11 protein-coding genes are annotated in these 15,583 nt (G+C 38.0%); 3 read left to right on the top strand and 8 right to left on the bottom strand.

Translation table 11 applies throughout. The features are described from left to right. Nucleotides 1–66 precede the first annotated feature (66 nt). Nucleotides 67–1,218 carry a transglutaminase domain-containing protein gene (locus tag C9J37_RS20690; protein WP_107896901.1) on the top strand — a complete coding sequence of 384 codons (1,152 nt, stop codon included), beginning with the start codon at nt 67–69 and terminating at the stop codon, nt 1,216–1,218. A 144-nt stretch (nt 1,219–1,362) separates the two neighbouring features. Further along, nucleotides 1,363–2,655, top strand: a complete 1,293-nt coding sequence (locus tag C9J37_RS20685) for a transglutaminase domain-containing protein (RefSeq protein ID WP_024360803.1) — start codon at nt 1,363–1,365, stop codon at nt 2,653–2,655. A 480-nt stretch (nt 2,656–3,135) separates the two neighbouring features. On the opposite strand, the gene C9J37_RS20680 is transcribed toward C9J37_RS20685, so the two are convergent. The 8 genes from C9J37_RS20680 to C9J37_RS20645 form a co-directional block, all read right to left on the bottom strand. Beyond that, nucleotides 3,136–4,083 carry an N-acetylglucosamine kinase gene (locus C9J37_RS20680; protein ID WP_107896900.1) on the bottom strand — a complete coding sequence of 316 codons (948 nt, stop codon included), beginning with the start codon at nt 4,081–4,083 and terminating at the stop codon, nt 3,136–3,138. Continuing rightward, nucleotides 4,080–5,594 (bottom strand): argininosuccinate lyase, encoded by a 1,515-nt coding sequence (gene argH / locus C9J37_RS20675; RefSeq protein ID WP_107896899.1) that lies wholly within the window; start codon nt 5,592–5,594, stop codon nt 4,080–4,082. The genes C9J37_RS20680 and argH overlap by 4 nt, the downstream gene beginning before the upstream one ends. Nucleotides 5,595–5,622: 28 nt before the next feature. Next, nucleotides 5,623–7,344, bottom strand: a complete 1,722-nt coding sequence (locus C9J37_RS20670; RefSeq protein ID WP_107896898.1) for an ABC transporter permease — start codon at nt 7,342–7,344, stop codon at nt 5,623–5,625. A gap of 12 nt (nt 7,345–7,356) precedes the next feature. Beyond that, nucleotides 7,357–8,427, bottom strand: a complete 1,071-nt coding sequence (locus C9J37_RS20665) for an ABC transporter ATP-binding protein (protein WP_107896897.1) — start codon at nt 8,425–8,427, stop codon at nt 7,357–7,359. A 45-nt stretch (nt 8,428–8,472) separates the two neighbouring features. Then, nucleotides 8,473–10,263 carry an ABC transporter ATP-binding protein gene (locus C9J37_RS20660; RefSeq protein WP_107896896.1) on the bottom strand — a complete coding sequence of 597 codons (1,791 nt, stop codon included), beginning with the start codon at nt 10,261–10,263 and terminating at the stop codon, nt 8,473–8,475. A gap of 408 nt (nt 10,264–10,671) precedes the next feature. Further along, the gene (locus tag C9J37_RS20655) at nt 10,672–11,778 is read right to left on the bottom strand and encodes an extracellular solute-binding protein (RefSeq protein ID WP_107896895.1); all 1,107 of its coding nucleotides are present in this window, start codon (nt 11,776–11,778) and stop codon (nt 10,672–10,674) included. 181 nt (nt 11,779–11,959) lie between these two features. After that, a complete protein-coding gene (locus tag C9J37_RS20650) occupies nt 11,960–12,862 on the bottom strand; it encodes an EamA family transporter (RefSeq protein WP_107896894.1) in 903 nt (300 codons plus the stop codon). A gap of 18 nt (nt 12,863–12,880) precedes the next feature. Further along, nucleotides 12,881–13,444 (bottom strand): GNAT family N-acetyltransferase, encoded by a 564-nt coding sequence (locus tag C9J37_RS20645; RefSeq protein ID WP_024360796.1) that lies wholly within the window; start codon nt 13,442–13,444, stop codon nt 12,881–12,883. Between the two features lie 444 nt (nt 13,445–13,888). Here C9J37_RS20645 and C9J37_RS20640 point away from each other — a divergent pair, with 444 nt between their 5' ends. Beyond that, the gene (locus C9J37_RS20640; protein ID WP_069508752.1) at nt 13,889–14,839 is read left to right on the top strand and encodes a carbohydrate kinase family protein; all 951 of its coding nucleotides are present in this window, start codon (nt 13,889–13,891) and stop codon (nt 14,837–14,839) included. Nucleotides 14,840–15,583 lie beyond the last annotated feature (744 nt).

Here is a 15,583-nt window from a genome sequence, read left to right as displayed (position 1 = left end):
GATTTAAAGTTGCATTTTCTTTTATAATTAGTATAAAGATATTATATAAGAGAAGGTGAATCTATCTTGAAAAAATGGTTATTAAGCAGTGCCACATTGTTGATGTTAAGCCCAACTGTAGCCAATGCACAAAGTGCACAGACTCAACCATTCAATACTCCTGCACCGATTGTATACAATGCGATGGCTAGTACGAAGATAGCAACTGTTGATCAATTAACAAAAGAAATAGCAAAGCAACTTAATAATTTTGCGACTGAAATAAAAGTTACATATAGTGGTTCAATGACGGATATGGACAAGTTTATGGAGGCATTTGAAAAGGCGCAGCAACAAGCTACGTATGCTAGTGGTCATCTTCAAAGCATTTCAATGTCTGCTGACTCCGCAGGGAATGTAACCTATAAAGTAAAATACTTTACAAATGCCACACAAGAAGCTGCTGTACAAAAGAAGATTGATAGCATTTTAAAGACGATTATTAAGCCTTCTATGACACCGTTTCAAAAAGTAAAGGCTATTAATGATTATATTGTGTCAAATACTACTTATGGTACAAAAACGAAAGCAAGTCCACATAGCGCTTACGCTTTACTATTCGAAGGACAAGCTGTATGTCAGGGCTATGCGTTATCAGCTTATAAAATGCTAGAGCAAGCAGGGATTGAAACAAAATATGTAGTAGGTTATGTGAATGGCACTGAAGCACATGCCTGGAATATGGTGAAGCTTGATGGCAAGTGGTATCATCTAGATACAACATGGAATGATCCGTTACCAAATCGAATTGGGGCATCTTCCTATGATTACTTCCTTGTAACGGATGCGCAGCTAAACAAAGACCATACTTGGATTACTACAGATTATCCTGCGGCCACAAGTACTTCCTATAATTTCATGCAAAATGTACATTTTGCACACCAAATCCAAAATACTTTATACTTCAGCAATACAGCGGATAATGATAAGTTGTATAAACTTGACTTGGTAAGTGGTAAGAAAACGAAGGTGATTGATACTCGTGCTCTGTATATTACAGGCGCTGGCGATTATCTTTATTATAGCGATTATAGTAATAGCGGCTACTTAACAAAACTAAATCTTAAAACATTAAAAACAAATGTAGTAGTGAAACAATCTGTAACTGATTTAATGATTAGTAGCGGTTATTTAGTGTATAAAGTTAACGGTAAAGAACAAAAGCAAAAAATTAACTAATATGCAGTGGACGAAACAACAGGACGTTTCTAGATTACCTGTTGTATGCATATCTTATTTATAGCACAAAAGGACTCTTAAATGAGTTCTTTGTGCTTTTTTTGTATATAATGAAAGTAGTGAAACTGTGTGAGGTGAAGATTTTTGTGGAAGAAGCTAGCGATTATAGTAATATTTATTGTTTTTATGGAACCAATCTATACAGCGGGTAAAGCGACAGTTAAGCAAGTCGTAACTTGGGCAAATAATGATGACATCGAAACGATGCTACTAGCAACAAAAGAAAAAATTGTTGATGTTACCACCAAATTTTCAGAAGATGCCTCAATTCAAACAGCCAACCCTGAAGATGTAAAGAACCAAGAGCTAGCGGTCACTGCTCCAGTTGTAAAGCAGCCTGAAACAAAGCTTGTTGTCACTAATGCGAAGGAAATGGCGGATGCAATGTACGCCTACTATAGTAGTTTTTCGCCTAGCTTTGAAATTCAATATAAAGGAAGTACGCAACGAATCGAGAAAATTGTGGAGGAGGCTTATGATAGTGCCATTAAACGAGACGATTATGTCTATGGTCATATTAGTAAGCATTCCATACGCTTTGAATATGGTAAAAAAACAGCTAAGATTTTTGGAGAACAAAGCTATTTAATGACACCGGAGCAAGCGGCTTATGTAGAGATGAATGCGCAAGAAATCGTTGCTACGATTGCAAAAAACGCGAAAACCGATGTAGAAAAGATTAAAGCAGTAAATGATTATATAGTAGCCAATACAGCTTATACTGAGCAAACAAAGTCAAGCCCACATAGTGCCTATACGGTGCTGGCCGAGCATGGTGGTGTTTGTCAGGGCTATGCGTTATTAGCACACTCAATGTTGCAAAAACTTGGTTTCGAGACAAAATATATTGTGGGTTATGTCGGTCAAGAAGGCCATGCTTGGAATTTAGTAAAACTCGACGGTCAATGGTATCATCTTGATACAACGTGGAATGATCCGGTGCCTGATCGTAAAGGGGCTATAAGATATCAATACTTTTTAGTGGATGATCGCACGATGGCACGTGATCACACATGGATAGCGGACGATTATCCGAAAGCAACAAGTACCGCTTATAGCTATTATCAGGATATTGATTTTCCTGCACAGGTAGGAAATCAACTATTCTATAGCAGTATTTCTGATGACAATAGATTATATGTGCTTGATATGACTACCGGCAAAGCACAGCGTGTCACGAAAACGCGTGCACAATATATCGTTTATGCAGATGGATGGCTATACTTTAGTAATTATTCACATGGTGCTTATTTAACGAAAATTCGCCCCGATGGAAGCGGCGAACAACTGCTGAATAAGGAAGACACGAAAGATTTATTTATTAAGGACGGTTATTTATATTTCATGACGAATGAACTAAAGAAAATGCAACTATAATTTATATGCAGTGATTACTGTTGCTGGCTACGCAGTTTACAGCAGGATGCCACTCTTTACTTCAATCATATTTTGTTCAAGCTATTAAAAGGCTAAAAAAATAACAAAGAGACTGGGATAAAAGAGAAGAGGCTGGGACAAAAGAGAAAAAGTGTTAGATTGATGGCAGTCAATCTAACACTTTTTTGCTATGCCGTTGTTGTCCGCTATGGCGGTGCTTTCCGCGGGCACACACGTAAGCCGCAACCCTCGCTAACGCGCGGTCTGTTGCGTCTTACATTATGTGCTGTTCCCGCAGGAGTCACCGCCTCCGCTACCAACAACTAGTGAACACTTCTAATTTTTTATTTAATGCAAATGCAAGAATAGCTAAGTTTGCTAAGCTCCATATAGCAAAAAATTATGAACACCTTTCGTCTGTTTCTTAAATTTTTTTAGTTATGTCCCAGCCTTCTTGTCGACACTTGGGGGAGTAGGATATTACAAATTGTCATACGCCCTTTTTGAACGATTGATAATATAAGATATTGGCTGATGTTGACATAAGGAAACATTAATTTTGGGATACATTGAAGTCATTTCTTGTGAAAATATTTTTAAAATCAGAGGGTTATGTTTTATAGCACCCCCATTACAATAAAAGTTAAATGGTTCGCCTTGATAACTGATTTTTTTAAGTACCGCACAAGCAAGGAGCACTAATTCATGGGCTGCCTGAGTGGATATTTGAATAGCACATGTATCTTTTTTGGCAACGGCATCGGCCAAAAATGCCCCCATTTTGGCTAATTGTGCATTTGTATAAGAAGGGCGGAATAACCATGCTGCGAGCTCGGTGACATCCTGAATACGTAAATAGTTATAAACAGCATCTTTTAATAGCGTCGCTTCCCCTCGACCATCTTCCATCCGGAAAATGGCACGTATGACTTCCTGCCCAAGCCAATAGCCACTTCCTTCATCGCCCGCACGATGGCCCCAACCACCAGTGCGGGCAATTTGTTGCCCATCGAATGCATAGGCAATAGCCCCTGTGCCTGCGATTAGTAGCGCACCTGCTTGTCCAGCAGTGACACCTAATAAAGTAGCTTGTGCATCATTTTCCACGATTAACGTATGGATGTCTAGCTGTTCCGCTGTAATTGCTTCATGAACCATTGCGGTCACATTTTGATAATCCTTTGGAGAATCAATTCCAGCCATAGCAAACGTGGCGACGGCGATTTTAGAGATAGCTTGGTCCTGCAAAAATACACGAGCTTTGCTTAATAACGCTCGTAGTATTTCTGTTGCAGACGCTATGCCAATCGCCTGATAATTGGATCCTCCCATTGTTGTTGTATATTGAATTTCACCTGACTCGGCATGTACGATAGCACATGCCGTTTTAGTTGCACCACCGTCTATTATTAGTAGCCATTCATTCATTGATCCCATTCCTCTATAAACAAAATTAATTGCTTTTCCGCCTCTATAATAGCTGATTCTTTCAGTTGAATCCACTCAAGTAAGGTATTGGCTTGTTCCTTCGAACGTTCAATAGAAGCCCGCATCGTTTCAGGGGAAGGACCGCCTAGTAATGTTCGGACATTTACGAAGAACTCGGGTTTTAAAGTATGGTAGAAATCTTCTTCAGAAATAACTAACGGTTTGCCAGTCACCAATTTGGCTTGTGTATTGGCTAATCCCCACGTAAGACTTGCCAGTGATTCTTCGCCGTGAGCAAGTAATACTTTAATACATTTACTTACGATACTATGGGCTTGGCGGAATGAAATCCCTTCCGAACGCACTAAAGTATCAGCAAGTTCTGTTACATTGGCAAAGCTATTTTCTGCACGGTTTCGAAGCTTTTTCTTATTGACATCCATTGTGACAACAAGCGAACCAAATAATTTATATATACCTATTAATCGATCCATCGCTCGCCATAAATACGGTTGCATATCGTCCTCTGTATCAACAATATCACCAAACGGTGTATTATGTACCATTTGTAGCACTGTACTTGCATCTCCAACAACCGCAGATAATAATGAGCGCGTATGCTCAATGGACACAGGGTTTCGCTTTTGAGGCATAATAGAGCTAATTTGAACGTATGGACTCGCGAGTGTAAAGGCGTTGAATTCCTGCGTAGCCCATAGTAAAAAGTCCTGTGATGTACGGCCGAGGTTCAGTGCCGCAAGCTGCACAATACTTGCTGTTTCAGCAATATAATCAGCTCCAGCAACCGCATCCCATGCATTTTCAATAATATCGTCAAAAGCTAATAAGTCTCGCATACGCTCACGACTAATGTTAAAGCCAGTTGTCGTTAAGGCGGCTGCCCCCATACTGCTCCGATTTATCGTTTTATAGCAATGCTGCATGCGCTCAAAATCACGATCTAGCTGATCGATAACAGCTTTTAAATAATGGGCAAAAGTGGTCGGTTGAGCTTGTTGCGTATGTGTATAGCCAATCATGATCGTATCAATATGCTCCTCGGCAGCTGCAATTAAATCACCGCGTAATTTAAGCAATTCCCCCATAAGCATTAATAATTTTTTGCGCAATGTCATGCGATAAATGGCAATCCCCATATCATTCCGACTTCTACCGATATGAAGATTTCCGGCAACATCACCAGCAAGTTCAATTAATTTATTTTCAATGCGGAAAAATAAATCCTCGTATTGCGGGCTGTAATCTTCTATTCGATAATAGTTCAAATCTAGTTTTTTCAGTGCCAAAGCAATTTGTTTCGCTTCTTCTTTTTTTACAAGTCCTTGTTCTTCTAGCATTTTTAAATGGGCAATATTAATTTGAAGCATAATCGTTAAAAAATTTTTCTTTGCTTCATCATAAGCCGGTTGCAATACAATTTTCCGGTAAATATTCGAAGGAAAAATTATTCCATCCTCTTGCTGAATTTTGTTGCGGAAATCTTCAAACATAATTAATGGCCTCCTAATAGAATAACAGTTATATGGCTGAGCCAGCACTGCCCTTTGATAGCTTTTCCGAAATAATAAGTACTGTTAAAATTAAGCAAATTTGTAAAACACCATAGGCACAAGCAGTTCCAAATTTAAAGGCATATAATTTTTGAAATATAGCGACAGATAGCGGAATCGTAGAAGTGCTATAAATAAGAATAGAAGCTACGAATTCACCTAAACTTTGGACAAGCGCTAGTAATGTTCCTGCTAATATGCCCGAAAAAGTTAGCGGCAGGACGATACGTCGAAACGTATACCACCAATTTGCACCTAAGCTGCGTGACGCCTCCTCAATCGACTGATCTAATTGCACAAGAGAGGCTGATGTTGAACGGAAAACAAGTGGTAAATGTCTAATAAAATAAGCAAGCGGTAAAATCCAAAACGTACCAATCAGCACATGGTTAAAGGCAAAAATATTTTCAGTGCTAAAGGCAGCAATTAAATTGACGGCAACAACAGTCCCAGGCAGTGCCCAAGGAACCATAATTAAAATATCGAGCAATGTTTTCCCTTTAAAGTTGAGACGCACCATCGCGTAGGCTGCAGCGACACCAAAAAGTACATTACCAAACGTTGCGACAATACCCATTTGGATGGAGTTCCAAATAGGTCTCCACGTTCGTTCATCAGTAAAGAGTGCCACATAATGATCGACGGTGTAGTCGGTGGGAAGTATTTGTGTTTTCCATGCGCCATCGACTGAAAAGGAAATTAAAATCAGCACTAAAATTGGTAAAATTAAAATCAGTGTTCCGCCAAAAGAAGCTATTGTAGCAATTATTTTCATGAATTTTGAAGATACTTCTGAGCGATGAACACTAATGCCTTTACTCAAATTTTGGTAATTTCTACGGTTTTGGTACCAGCGCATAACAATCAAAAATGAAATGGATACAAACGATAAAATCATTGACTGTGTAGCGGCCATTTCTAAATTACCATTTGTCCGTGATAAGTAAATTTGCATGGTCATCGTTCGTTCGACACCAAACATTAATGGTGCCGTATAGGATGCCATTGATACCATAAAGACGAGCAAGGCAGATGCAATAATAGAAGGTGTCAACATCGGTAAAATAACCTTTGTCCATACACGAATACGCCCTGCACCTAAACTAGTTGCTGCTTCCTCTAATGATGGATCGAGTCCTTTAATAGCAGCTGAAGCGGTTAAATAGAAGTAGGTGTACATGGTAAATGTATGGACAACGATGACACCCCATATACCTTTTAAAGAAAAGGGTACTTGCTTTAAGCCGAATAAATGCTGAATTGCGCGTGGAAAAATGCCACTCTCCCCGTATAGGAATGTAAAAGAGAGTACGCCAACAAGCGGTGGAAGAGCCATTGGCACTAATACTAAAATAGATAATATGCGTCTTCCTGGAAACTCATAGCGTTCCAATAAAAATGCCATTGTTACACCAACAAGTGCACAGCAAATCACGCTAATAATGGATATATATAAACTAGTCCATAGCGCCTCAAGATTAGCAGGGCTAGTAAGGCTAAAAAACTTTTGATAATGACTAAGTGCGCGCTCTCCTGAAAAACTTTGAAGAAAAGTTTGATAGAAAGGATAAATGACATAAGCAAACAATACTAAAAACAAAGGTGAAATTAAAATATAGACAAACCATTTAGATTGCGTTAGCCGTGTCCAAGCATTATTTTGATAAGAATGTACAGGTGGTTTTTCCATGTGGTCTGCCTCCTATTCTCCTAAAAAATATAGTGATTCCTGCGCTATATTTAAAGTAATGCTTTCGCCAATGTTTTTTAGCTGTGCATTTTTATTGATTATCATAACTTTCAATGAGAATTCAATAAAATCGACAATGTAATTTACACTTATTCCTGTAAATTCAACAAATGTGATTGTTCCAGTTAATGTATTTTCTCCAGGGCCTAGATTGACAGACTCTGGACGAATCGAAATAAACACGTTGTCTCCAATCATATGCGTTAAAGTAGGGGAGCTGTGTTGCTTTCGCCCAGTTAGAACAAGTCCATTCTTTGTTTTTACTTGCACTTCATCTGCGTTAATCGCAAAGATTGTCGCTTCGATTAAATTGGTTTCCCCGATGAAATCGGCAACGAAGCGGTTTACTGGCCGATTATAAATTTCTTGAGGTGTGCCGATTTGTTTTACATAACCATTGTCCATCACCATAATGCGGTCCGACATGGACATCGCTTCCGTTTGATCGTGTGTTACATAAATGGTTGTAACACCTAGCTCGGATTGAATTCTTTTAATTTCAATGCGCGTTTCCTCACGTAACTTTGCATCTAAATTCGACAACGGTTCATCGAGTAATAAAATATCAGGCTCAATCACAAGTGCTCTTGCTAGGGCAACACGCTGCTGCTGACCACCAGATAATTCATTAATTTTCCTGCTGCCATATTGCCCTAAATGTACAAGTCCTCGAATGCGGTCAACTTTTTGTGTTATTTCCTGTTTAGAGAGCTTTCGTACTTGTAAGCCAAAAGCAATATTTTCGTCTACTGTCATGTGTGGAAACAGCGCATAATTTTGAAACACCATACCAATATTGCGTTTATTTGGCTGAAGTAATGTCACATCGCGATCATCGAAAAAAATTTTTCCTTCAGTAGGATAATAAAACCCTGCAATCATTCGCAATGTCGTCGTTTTCCCACAGCCACTAGGCCCAAGGAAGGTAAAGAATTCACCCGTTTTGATTTCGAGATTTAAATCTTTTACACCTTGCACTTTCCCAAATTGCTTAGAGACATTTTCGATTTTGACATTTTTCAAATGCAATGCTCCTTTCTATTTTGAAAAGACAGTTATGCATTGATTTCACCAATTGACATACTTATTAGCCTGTAGTTGATACAATTCCGCAAAATAGCCTTTGCTGGTCAACAGTTCTTGCATCGAACCTTCCTCTGCTATATGTCCGTCTTGTAATACAATGATACGATCCACCATATTTAAAGCAGATAATTTATGTGTTATTAATAGTAATGTTTTCGTTGCTGAAAGGTCTGTTAAGGTTTCAAGCATTTGATGCTCACTTCTTGCGTCAAGAGATGCAGACGGTTCATCTAAAATAAGAAATGCCGCATTGCGGAAGTAAGCTCTGGCAATCGCCACTTTTTGCCATTCACCACCTGAAAGTTCTGTTCCATTATCAAAGTTTTTACTTAAAACTTGCTCGTAGCCATGCTCAAAACTTCCAACCAACTCCTCAAGACCGCTTTTTTCGGTAACAATTGCTAACATTCCATCATCATTAGTATTTTCTGTGTTACTAATCAAAATATTTTCTTTATAAGTTAACTGGTAACGCGAAAAGTCTTGGAACACTATACCAATAATTTTGCGGTATGCGTCGATTTCATATTCGGTAATATCAATGCCGTTTAATTCGATGATTCCTTCGGTTGGTTCATATAATCTTGTAATCAGCTTAACGATAGTCGATTTCCCAGCACCATTTTCGCCGACAAGTGCAATCTTTTCGCCCATGTTGATTGTAAAACTGATATTGTCGAGTATCAGTTTTGAGGAATTAGGGTATTGAAAGGATACATTGTTAAATCGAATCGTAAATTCATTTTTTTCTAGCGACAATATTTTCTCACCTGATGTAATATCTGATTTTAAAGAAATAAATTTAAAGTATTTTTCCATATAAAGTAGCGTGTCATAGAGCAAGCTTGAATTTTCGATAAAACTCGCCAAACTTTGACGGGCAAGTAAAATAGATGAAGCGAAAATTAATATATCTCCTGCAGTAAATGTATTATTCAGTACACCATTGACCACCCACCAAAAACTGAAGCCAATGCCAACCATGCCAATTCCAACAAAGACGATGGAGTAGCAAGCTTGTTTATATCTAATTTTTTTAATATCAGTATGAATTTTATTAAATGTCATCATGTATTTATTAATGAAGAAGGTAGCTGTGTTATACAATTTCACTTCTTTAATATGTTCTTTTGACAGCATGACAGAGCTATAATATTGCATCTTCCTTGCTTCCGGACTATTCGTGACAAGTGTTTCAAATGCTTCCTTCTGTAATCGATAGGTAACGATAGCCTGCGGAACGATCGCAACAAAAATAATGCATGCAATCCAAATATTAAAGTTCGTCAATAACACCAGCATCGAAATGCCTGTTAGAGCACTACTAATCATGCCTGACGTAAAAACAATAAGGTTTACTGGTCGCCATGCAGCCTCTTGCTCAAGCACTTGGATATCGTCATAAAATTCCGGATTTTCGAAGTAGTATAATCCTTTGATTTCTGAGGATTTATCCATCAAGCTTTTATTTAATTGGGCAATTAATTTATCCGTCATTAAACCTTGAAAAGTCATTTCTAATGGTCCTAATATGGCATTCAAAAATGATACAACTATCCAGGCTAGTACAAAGAAAATAATGATAGAATAAACGATGGTGTCGGTAGTAGAAATAGCATCGATTAATCCTTTCGAAAACCATAGAGTTAGAGATGGTAGTATTGCTTGAAAGGGAATAATAACGAACAAAATAATAGAATAAAACTTGGAAGCCCCCCAAAAAAGAGGGAAGGTTTTTAAGGTAAGTTTGACATAAGAGTAGATTGTATTCATGATTCTTCACCTAATTATACAGTATATATTGTATTTATATTCCAAATACAATTTGCGTTAGCCTGTCACGCGGAATTGTTTAATTAACTGATAAAATCGCAAATTTTAGGGATAGAAATTAAAATCCGAATGACAGAAAAGCGATTCCTTTAAAAATACTTTTATTTAGTACCATAAGTAATCCTCCTTCGATTTTAAGTATAATAATTATAAATTGAATAATCTGAAAAAACAAATTAGTATAAAATTTGACAATGCTAGTATTGTAACCTTATGTTTCATTATGTGTGGGATGCAAAGATTTTTATGTGTCTTTACAGGTTATTATATTAGGTACTTAAATTTTAATAAAAGGCATCAAGAGGGGCTTCTTGATACCTTTAATCAGCACGCGTTTTCTGAGTTGCTCTATTTCTTCCCTCTACCTTTTATATTTGTATCCCAGTGTTCCATCCATTCTGCCTCTTTTTCCGACATTAATTGCCAATCAATATCAAACGTTTTTAAATCTAATTCCTGATACCATTCTGGCATTGTCGCTTGATCAATGTCGGAGCGTGTTGGAATTTGGTAATAGTCGTTCGCTAATTTCGTAACCATGTCTTTTTCAAATAAAAATTCAACGAATAATTTTGCGTTCTCTAAATTTTTTGCCTTGTTAACAACCGCAACACCATCCACTAAAATTGGTGCACCACTCTTTGGATAAATGTAATCAAACGGATAATCTGTTGTATACTTTTTCAATAGGATATCTTGTAAATTCCATAATGAAACACTGCCTTCTTGACGTGTAAGCTTTAAATAAAGTGCATTAGGATCTTGCGTATATTCTTTTGTGTTCGCATCTAATTTTAATAGCCATTCGTAACCTTTGTCAGGTGTGTCGGCACCTTGACGAACAATCATGGATGAATAAATCGTGCGCATAGTTCCTGACGCTAATACACCACGAATTAAAATTTGGTCCTGCCATTTCGGATCTAATAAATCATCCCAATCTTGTGGACCGGTTTCTTTTGTTAGTAAGTCACTATTAATCATAATGACTTCAGGTAATAGCATTTCACCGAACCAGCGACCTTCTGTATCTTTATAGTTTGCATCTATTGTGTCGATAAAGCTCGGTTGCCATGCATGGAGTAAATCCTCGTTTGCTCCAACCATTAAGGCGGATTGAGTACCACCCCACCAAAAATCTGCTTGAGGATTCGCTTTTTCACCGCGTAGACGCTCTAATATTTGTTGAGCCCCCATTGTTAAAAACTCCACTTGAATGTCAGGGTACTTCTCATTAAACTGATCGATTACGCCTTGCACCATTTCTTCATCACGCCCTGTGTAAATGACCAGCTTACCTGACGGAGATGTGTTTCCATCGGCTTTTTCAGCATTAGATGCCGTGTCGCTTTTTTCAGCATCTTTTGTCGAACCCTTATCGTCAGTGCTACTACAAGCAGCTACAACGATCAGCATCAACACAAGCAAAAATCCAAAAATACGTGTTTTTTTCATAATCCTCTTCCCCTTCCTTTAGTAAGTTGCTTACATAGTGCAGTATAATACTAAAATAAAACATTAATGTTAGAATAATTAAAAAATTCTAACGTTATTACTATCATAATTTAAAAAATTGACTGTTTTCAACGATATTTTGTAAAAATTAAAAACTCCTTAAAAATGGTTTTATCCATTTTTAAGGAGTTTTTACGGGTGAGTTTCGATTGGCAAGCATACTAGGTAGCATCATGCCGATAATAACTAAAGCAATGCCAATTACTTGTAAAACAGTGAGTGATTCATGCAATACGATAACAGAAACAGTCACAGCTACAGGTAGTTCAATCGCACTTAAAATAGAGGCCAGTGCGCCACCCACTTTGGGTACTGCAATTGAAAATAAATAAATGGGTAAGATTATACCGAATAGTCCAAGTGCTAATCCATATTTCCATAAGCCTTCAGCGAATAATTTGCCATTCCATGCAATTTCAGGACTGAGGAAAATACTAATCATAATTAGTGCTACAAAAGAAACAATTAAAACTCTTGATGTCGTTGTAACACCTTCAACGGGACGAGAGTTAAATTGGATAAAGCAGGCAAATGTAAATGCAGCAGCTAACCCAAATAACCAGCCTTGAATCGCAATATCGCTTAAATCGACATTCAATACACCGGCAGCTAAAATAGTTCCCGCAAATAGTATCAGTATCGAAATGACTTCTGGTCTACTTGGCATACGTTTATGGAGAACGCAATCCAACAACAAACCAATCCAAGTAAATTGGAAAAGCATAACGACAGCTAGAGATGCAGGTAAATATTTTAATGACTCGCCGTAAACGATGCCAGTAATACCTGTAAAAACCCCTGCGCTGACTAATATAAATAGTCCGTGTTTTGAAAGTTTCGGTAGTTTTCTTTGAGTGATGATAAAAATTGTTAAAACAAGTATAAAGCCAATGATATATTGACTCGATACCGCCTCCGATGATGTAAAGCCATCCAGCATAGCTACTTTCACAATGGTCGATAAAATGCCATAGCTACTAGAAGCGATGACAATCAACAGAGGATATAATAAATTTGTTTTCATGCTTAATTAATCCACATCCTAAATCTGTTTCACCATATGATGGAAAGGTTCGTCTATGATGGACCATGGTTCAGTAATCACAAAGCCCATACGTTCATATAAGCGACGAGCATCTTCTTTTTGCGTTTCAACATTCAGTGATAATTTTGTAAAGCCTCGTTGTTTTGTTTGCTCAATGGCGAATTGGATTAATAGTGTACCGATTCCTTTACCACGAGCCTCTGGTGCTACACAAACTGTATCAATATAATATTCATCTTGATGCGCCTCTTGATCGATGGCGATAGAAGGAGCGTTTTTCTCTTCAAGCCATTTTACGAGATTGGCATCCATTTGAATGGCTTGTTCACCATTATAGTAAACAAGGATGCCTAATACTTGTTCACCTTCCACAGCAACAAAAGTATTTAAATAAGAGTGTCTGTTGTCTTCACGTTTGAAGAGGACTGTTAGTTCTTGTTCAACCATTGAAGCTGTCTGTTCACCTGTTAAACGGTTGGCAATCTCACCAATCGCATCAATAATTAGTGGCACAACGGCACGGGCATCCTGTGGTTGTGCTTGTCGAATCGTAATACTCATTGTTAAAATCCCTACCTTTCTATAGGCAAGTATAACAAAGATAGATGATGTCTCAAGCTTTTGAAATATTCGCTACTTTATATTTATCAAATATTTTGGCTATGGATAGACGTTGCGGTCGGTGCTTTCCGCTCAGCACAACCCTTGCAGGCGCTGGGATTCCTCGTCTTACGAACTATACATCGATGCCGCCATTGCTGAAAGGAAAAAAATATAATCGTTAGAAGAATAAAACAGAAAAATGTTTCAAATTAAATATAGAAAACACTGCCGTTGGTTGCCTTTACGGGCGGGTTTTCCTCCTTTGGATGGCCAAATTAAGCTAAAGAAGCTGTGCTGGCGTAAATGATGTATGTCTTTCATTATTTTTCCGAAAGTTTAAAACTTTATTGGAATTCAACTTTCATGTTAATCTAGAATGAATAGACTTTCGGGGGGACTACAATGACAAAGGAAGATAAGGATTATATTTTAGTCTATGGAGATGCTTTTATTGACTATATTGCTGATGATGTAACGAATACATCTTTTACTAAATATATGGGTGGCGCAACGGTAAATGTGGCTGCAGGCATTAGCCGTATCGGTGCTCCATCTGCGCTAATTACGATTACAGGAGATGACGAAGGCTCACAATTTGTTCGAGATGGCCTTGCACAAGAAGGCGTGAACCTCGATTTTGCGGTATTTAACCCTGCAAAACGTGTAAGTGGTGTATACGTACATTTAACAGAAGCATGTGAGCGAATTTTCAAAGATTATGTCGATGAGACACCCGATTTACAGGTGGAAGCAACACAATTAAATGAAGCGGCCTTTAAACATGCTTCTGCTCTCATTGTGTGCTCAGGCACAATGTTCCATCCAACTGCACTTGCAACGACTAGTGCTGCTGTTGATATGGCAAAGGAAAAAGGTGCTATTATCGCAATGGATGCCAACATTCGACCTTTGCGTTGGAGCAGTGAAGAAATTTGTCGTGAGACCATTACTTCTTTCTTTGAAAATGTAGATATTTTAAAAGTCACGGATGATGAGTTATTTTTCTTAACAGAGACGACTACTTTAGCAGAAGGTATTGAACAATTAAACAGTTATTTAGTGCCGATTATTTTAGTAACTGTAGGGGAAGAGGGCACGTATGCAGTATTAAACGGTGAGGTTATACATGTACCGACCGAGAAAGTTGTGCCAGTGGACACTACGGGTGCGGGAGATGCATTTATGGCAGGCGTTCTGCGCGATGTCCATTACAACGGTTTACCAACAACGGAAGAGGAGCTAGTTCGTTGTGTGAGCTTTGGTAATCGCTTAGGTGCGATGGCAGCGACAAAGCCAGGTGCGTTAACTGCGTTACCGTATTATGAAGATATCAAACATTTATTAGAGAAATAAGAGTTACAGTGGGTGTAGGTCTATATAAATAAAAATTAATTAAAAGATGTGCTGATTATGGTACATCTTTTTCTTTTTTACAAAGTTATTAAGTTAACATATGCCAAAACTATTTTTGTAGTTTATTTAGGAACATGCTATTGTCCAAGTAGCTAACAGGATGGGAACGTAAGTACTTTTCTTTTTATGTAACAGATAGTTTTTTACACAATAGCGTAGCAGCTAAAGCTGTGTATTTCCTTTCCGCATACTAACTTCCAAGATACAAAATATTATTCAGAATGGAAAGATATAATAGTTTTGCTTTTATCTTTAGACGTGACTTTAATATTAGTTATCCTAAGTGAGTTGCCTTGTAGACTACGAACTGTTGCGCGTACCTTAACGAGATCAACAGGTCTTTTAGAGAATGCCGCACGGAAAGAATTCTTGTGGTATGAAAGCTTAAAAAGCTCTGATTCCAATAGGTCAAATACAAAGCGGCACTTCATAAGGTCTATTAAATTCATTGCGTCACCACCTTGTCTTTGATTATACAAGACAAGGACTGAAGTGTCATTAGATTACAAGCGTTTTAACTGTCGTGTATACGCCAAGCGCCATAAAGCCAAGGCAATACAAGATATGAGTAAATATGTCTTCACCTCCCATCAATATCCCCTCTGCAATGCAAGGGCTCTCTTATACTTGCTCGTCTTCATGAACTTCTCGCATTCCTTGACGAAGTCCTCTTGCGTTTCCGCC

Origin of the sequence: Lysinibacillus mangiferihumi (assembly GCF_003049665.1) — a bacterium.
GTDB classification, from domain to species: domain Bacteria; phylum Bacillota; class Bacilli; order Bacillales_A; family Planococcaceae; genus Lysinibacillus; species Lysinibacillus mangiferihumi.
Note: the sequence above shows the minus strand (reverse complement) of the source record. Positions and strands in the feature narration are given on the sequence as shown.

What these genes read in the sequence shown, in the direction of transcription:
- C9J37_RS20680 (WP_107896900.1), bottom strand. Translation starts at nt 4,083, where the DNA reads ATGAATGAATGGCTACTAATAATAGACGGTGGTGCAACTAAAACGGCA.
- argH (WP_107896899.1), bottom strand. Translation starts at nt 5,594, where the DNA reads ATGTTTGAAGATTTCCGCAACAAAATTCAGCAAGAGGATGGAATAATT.
- C9J37_RS20670 (WP_107896898.1), bottom strand. Translation starts at nt 7,344, where the DNA reads ATGGAAAAACCACCTGTACATTCTTATCAAAATAATGCTTGGACACGG.
- C9J37_RS20660 (WP_107896896.1), bottom strand. Translation starts at nt 10,263, where the DNA reads ATGAATACAATCTACTCTTATGTCAAACTTACCTTAAAAACCTTCCCT.
- C9J37_RS20655 (WP_107896895.1), bottom strand. Translation starts at nt 11,778, where the DNA reads ATGAAAAAAACACGTATTTTTGGATTTTTGCTTGTGTTGATGCTGATC.
- C9J37_RS20650 (WP_107896894.1), bottom strand. Translation starts at nt 12,862, where the DNA reads ATGAAAACAAATTTATTATATCCTCTGTTGATTGTCATCGCTTCTAGT.
- C9J37_RS20645 (WP_024360796.1), bottom strand. Translation starts at nt 13,444, where the DNA reads ATGAGTATTACGATTCGACAAGCACAACCACAGGATGCCCGTGCCGTT.
- C9J37_RS20640 (WP_069508752.1), top strand. Translation starts at nt 13,889, where the DNA reads ATGACAAAGGAAGATAAGGATTATATTTTAGTCTATGGAGATGCTTTT.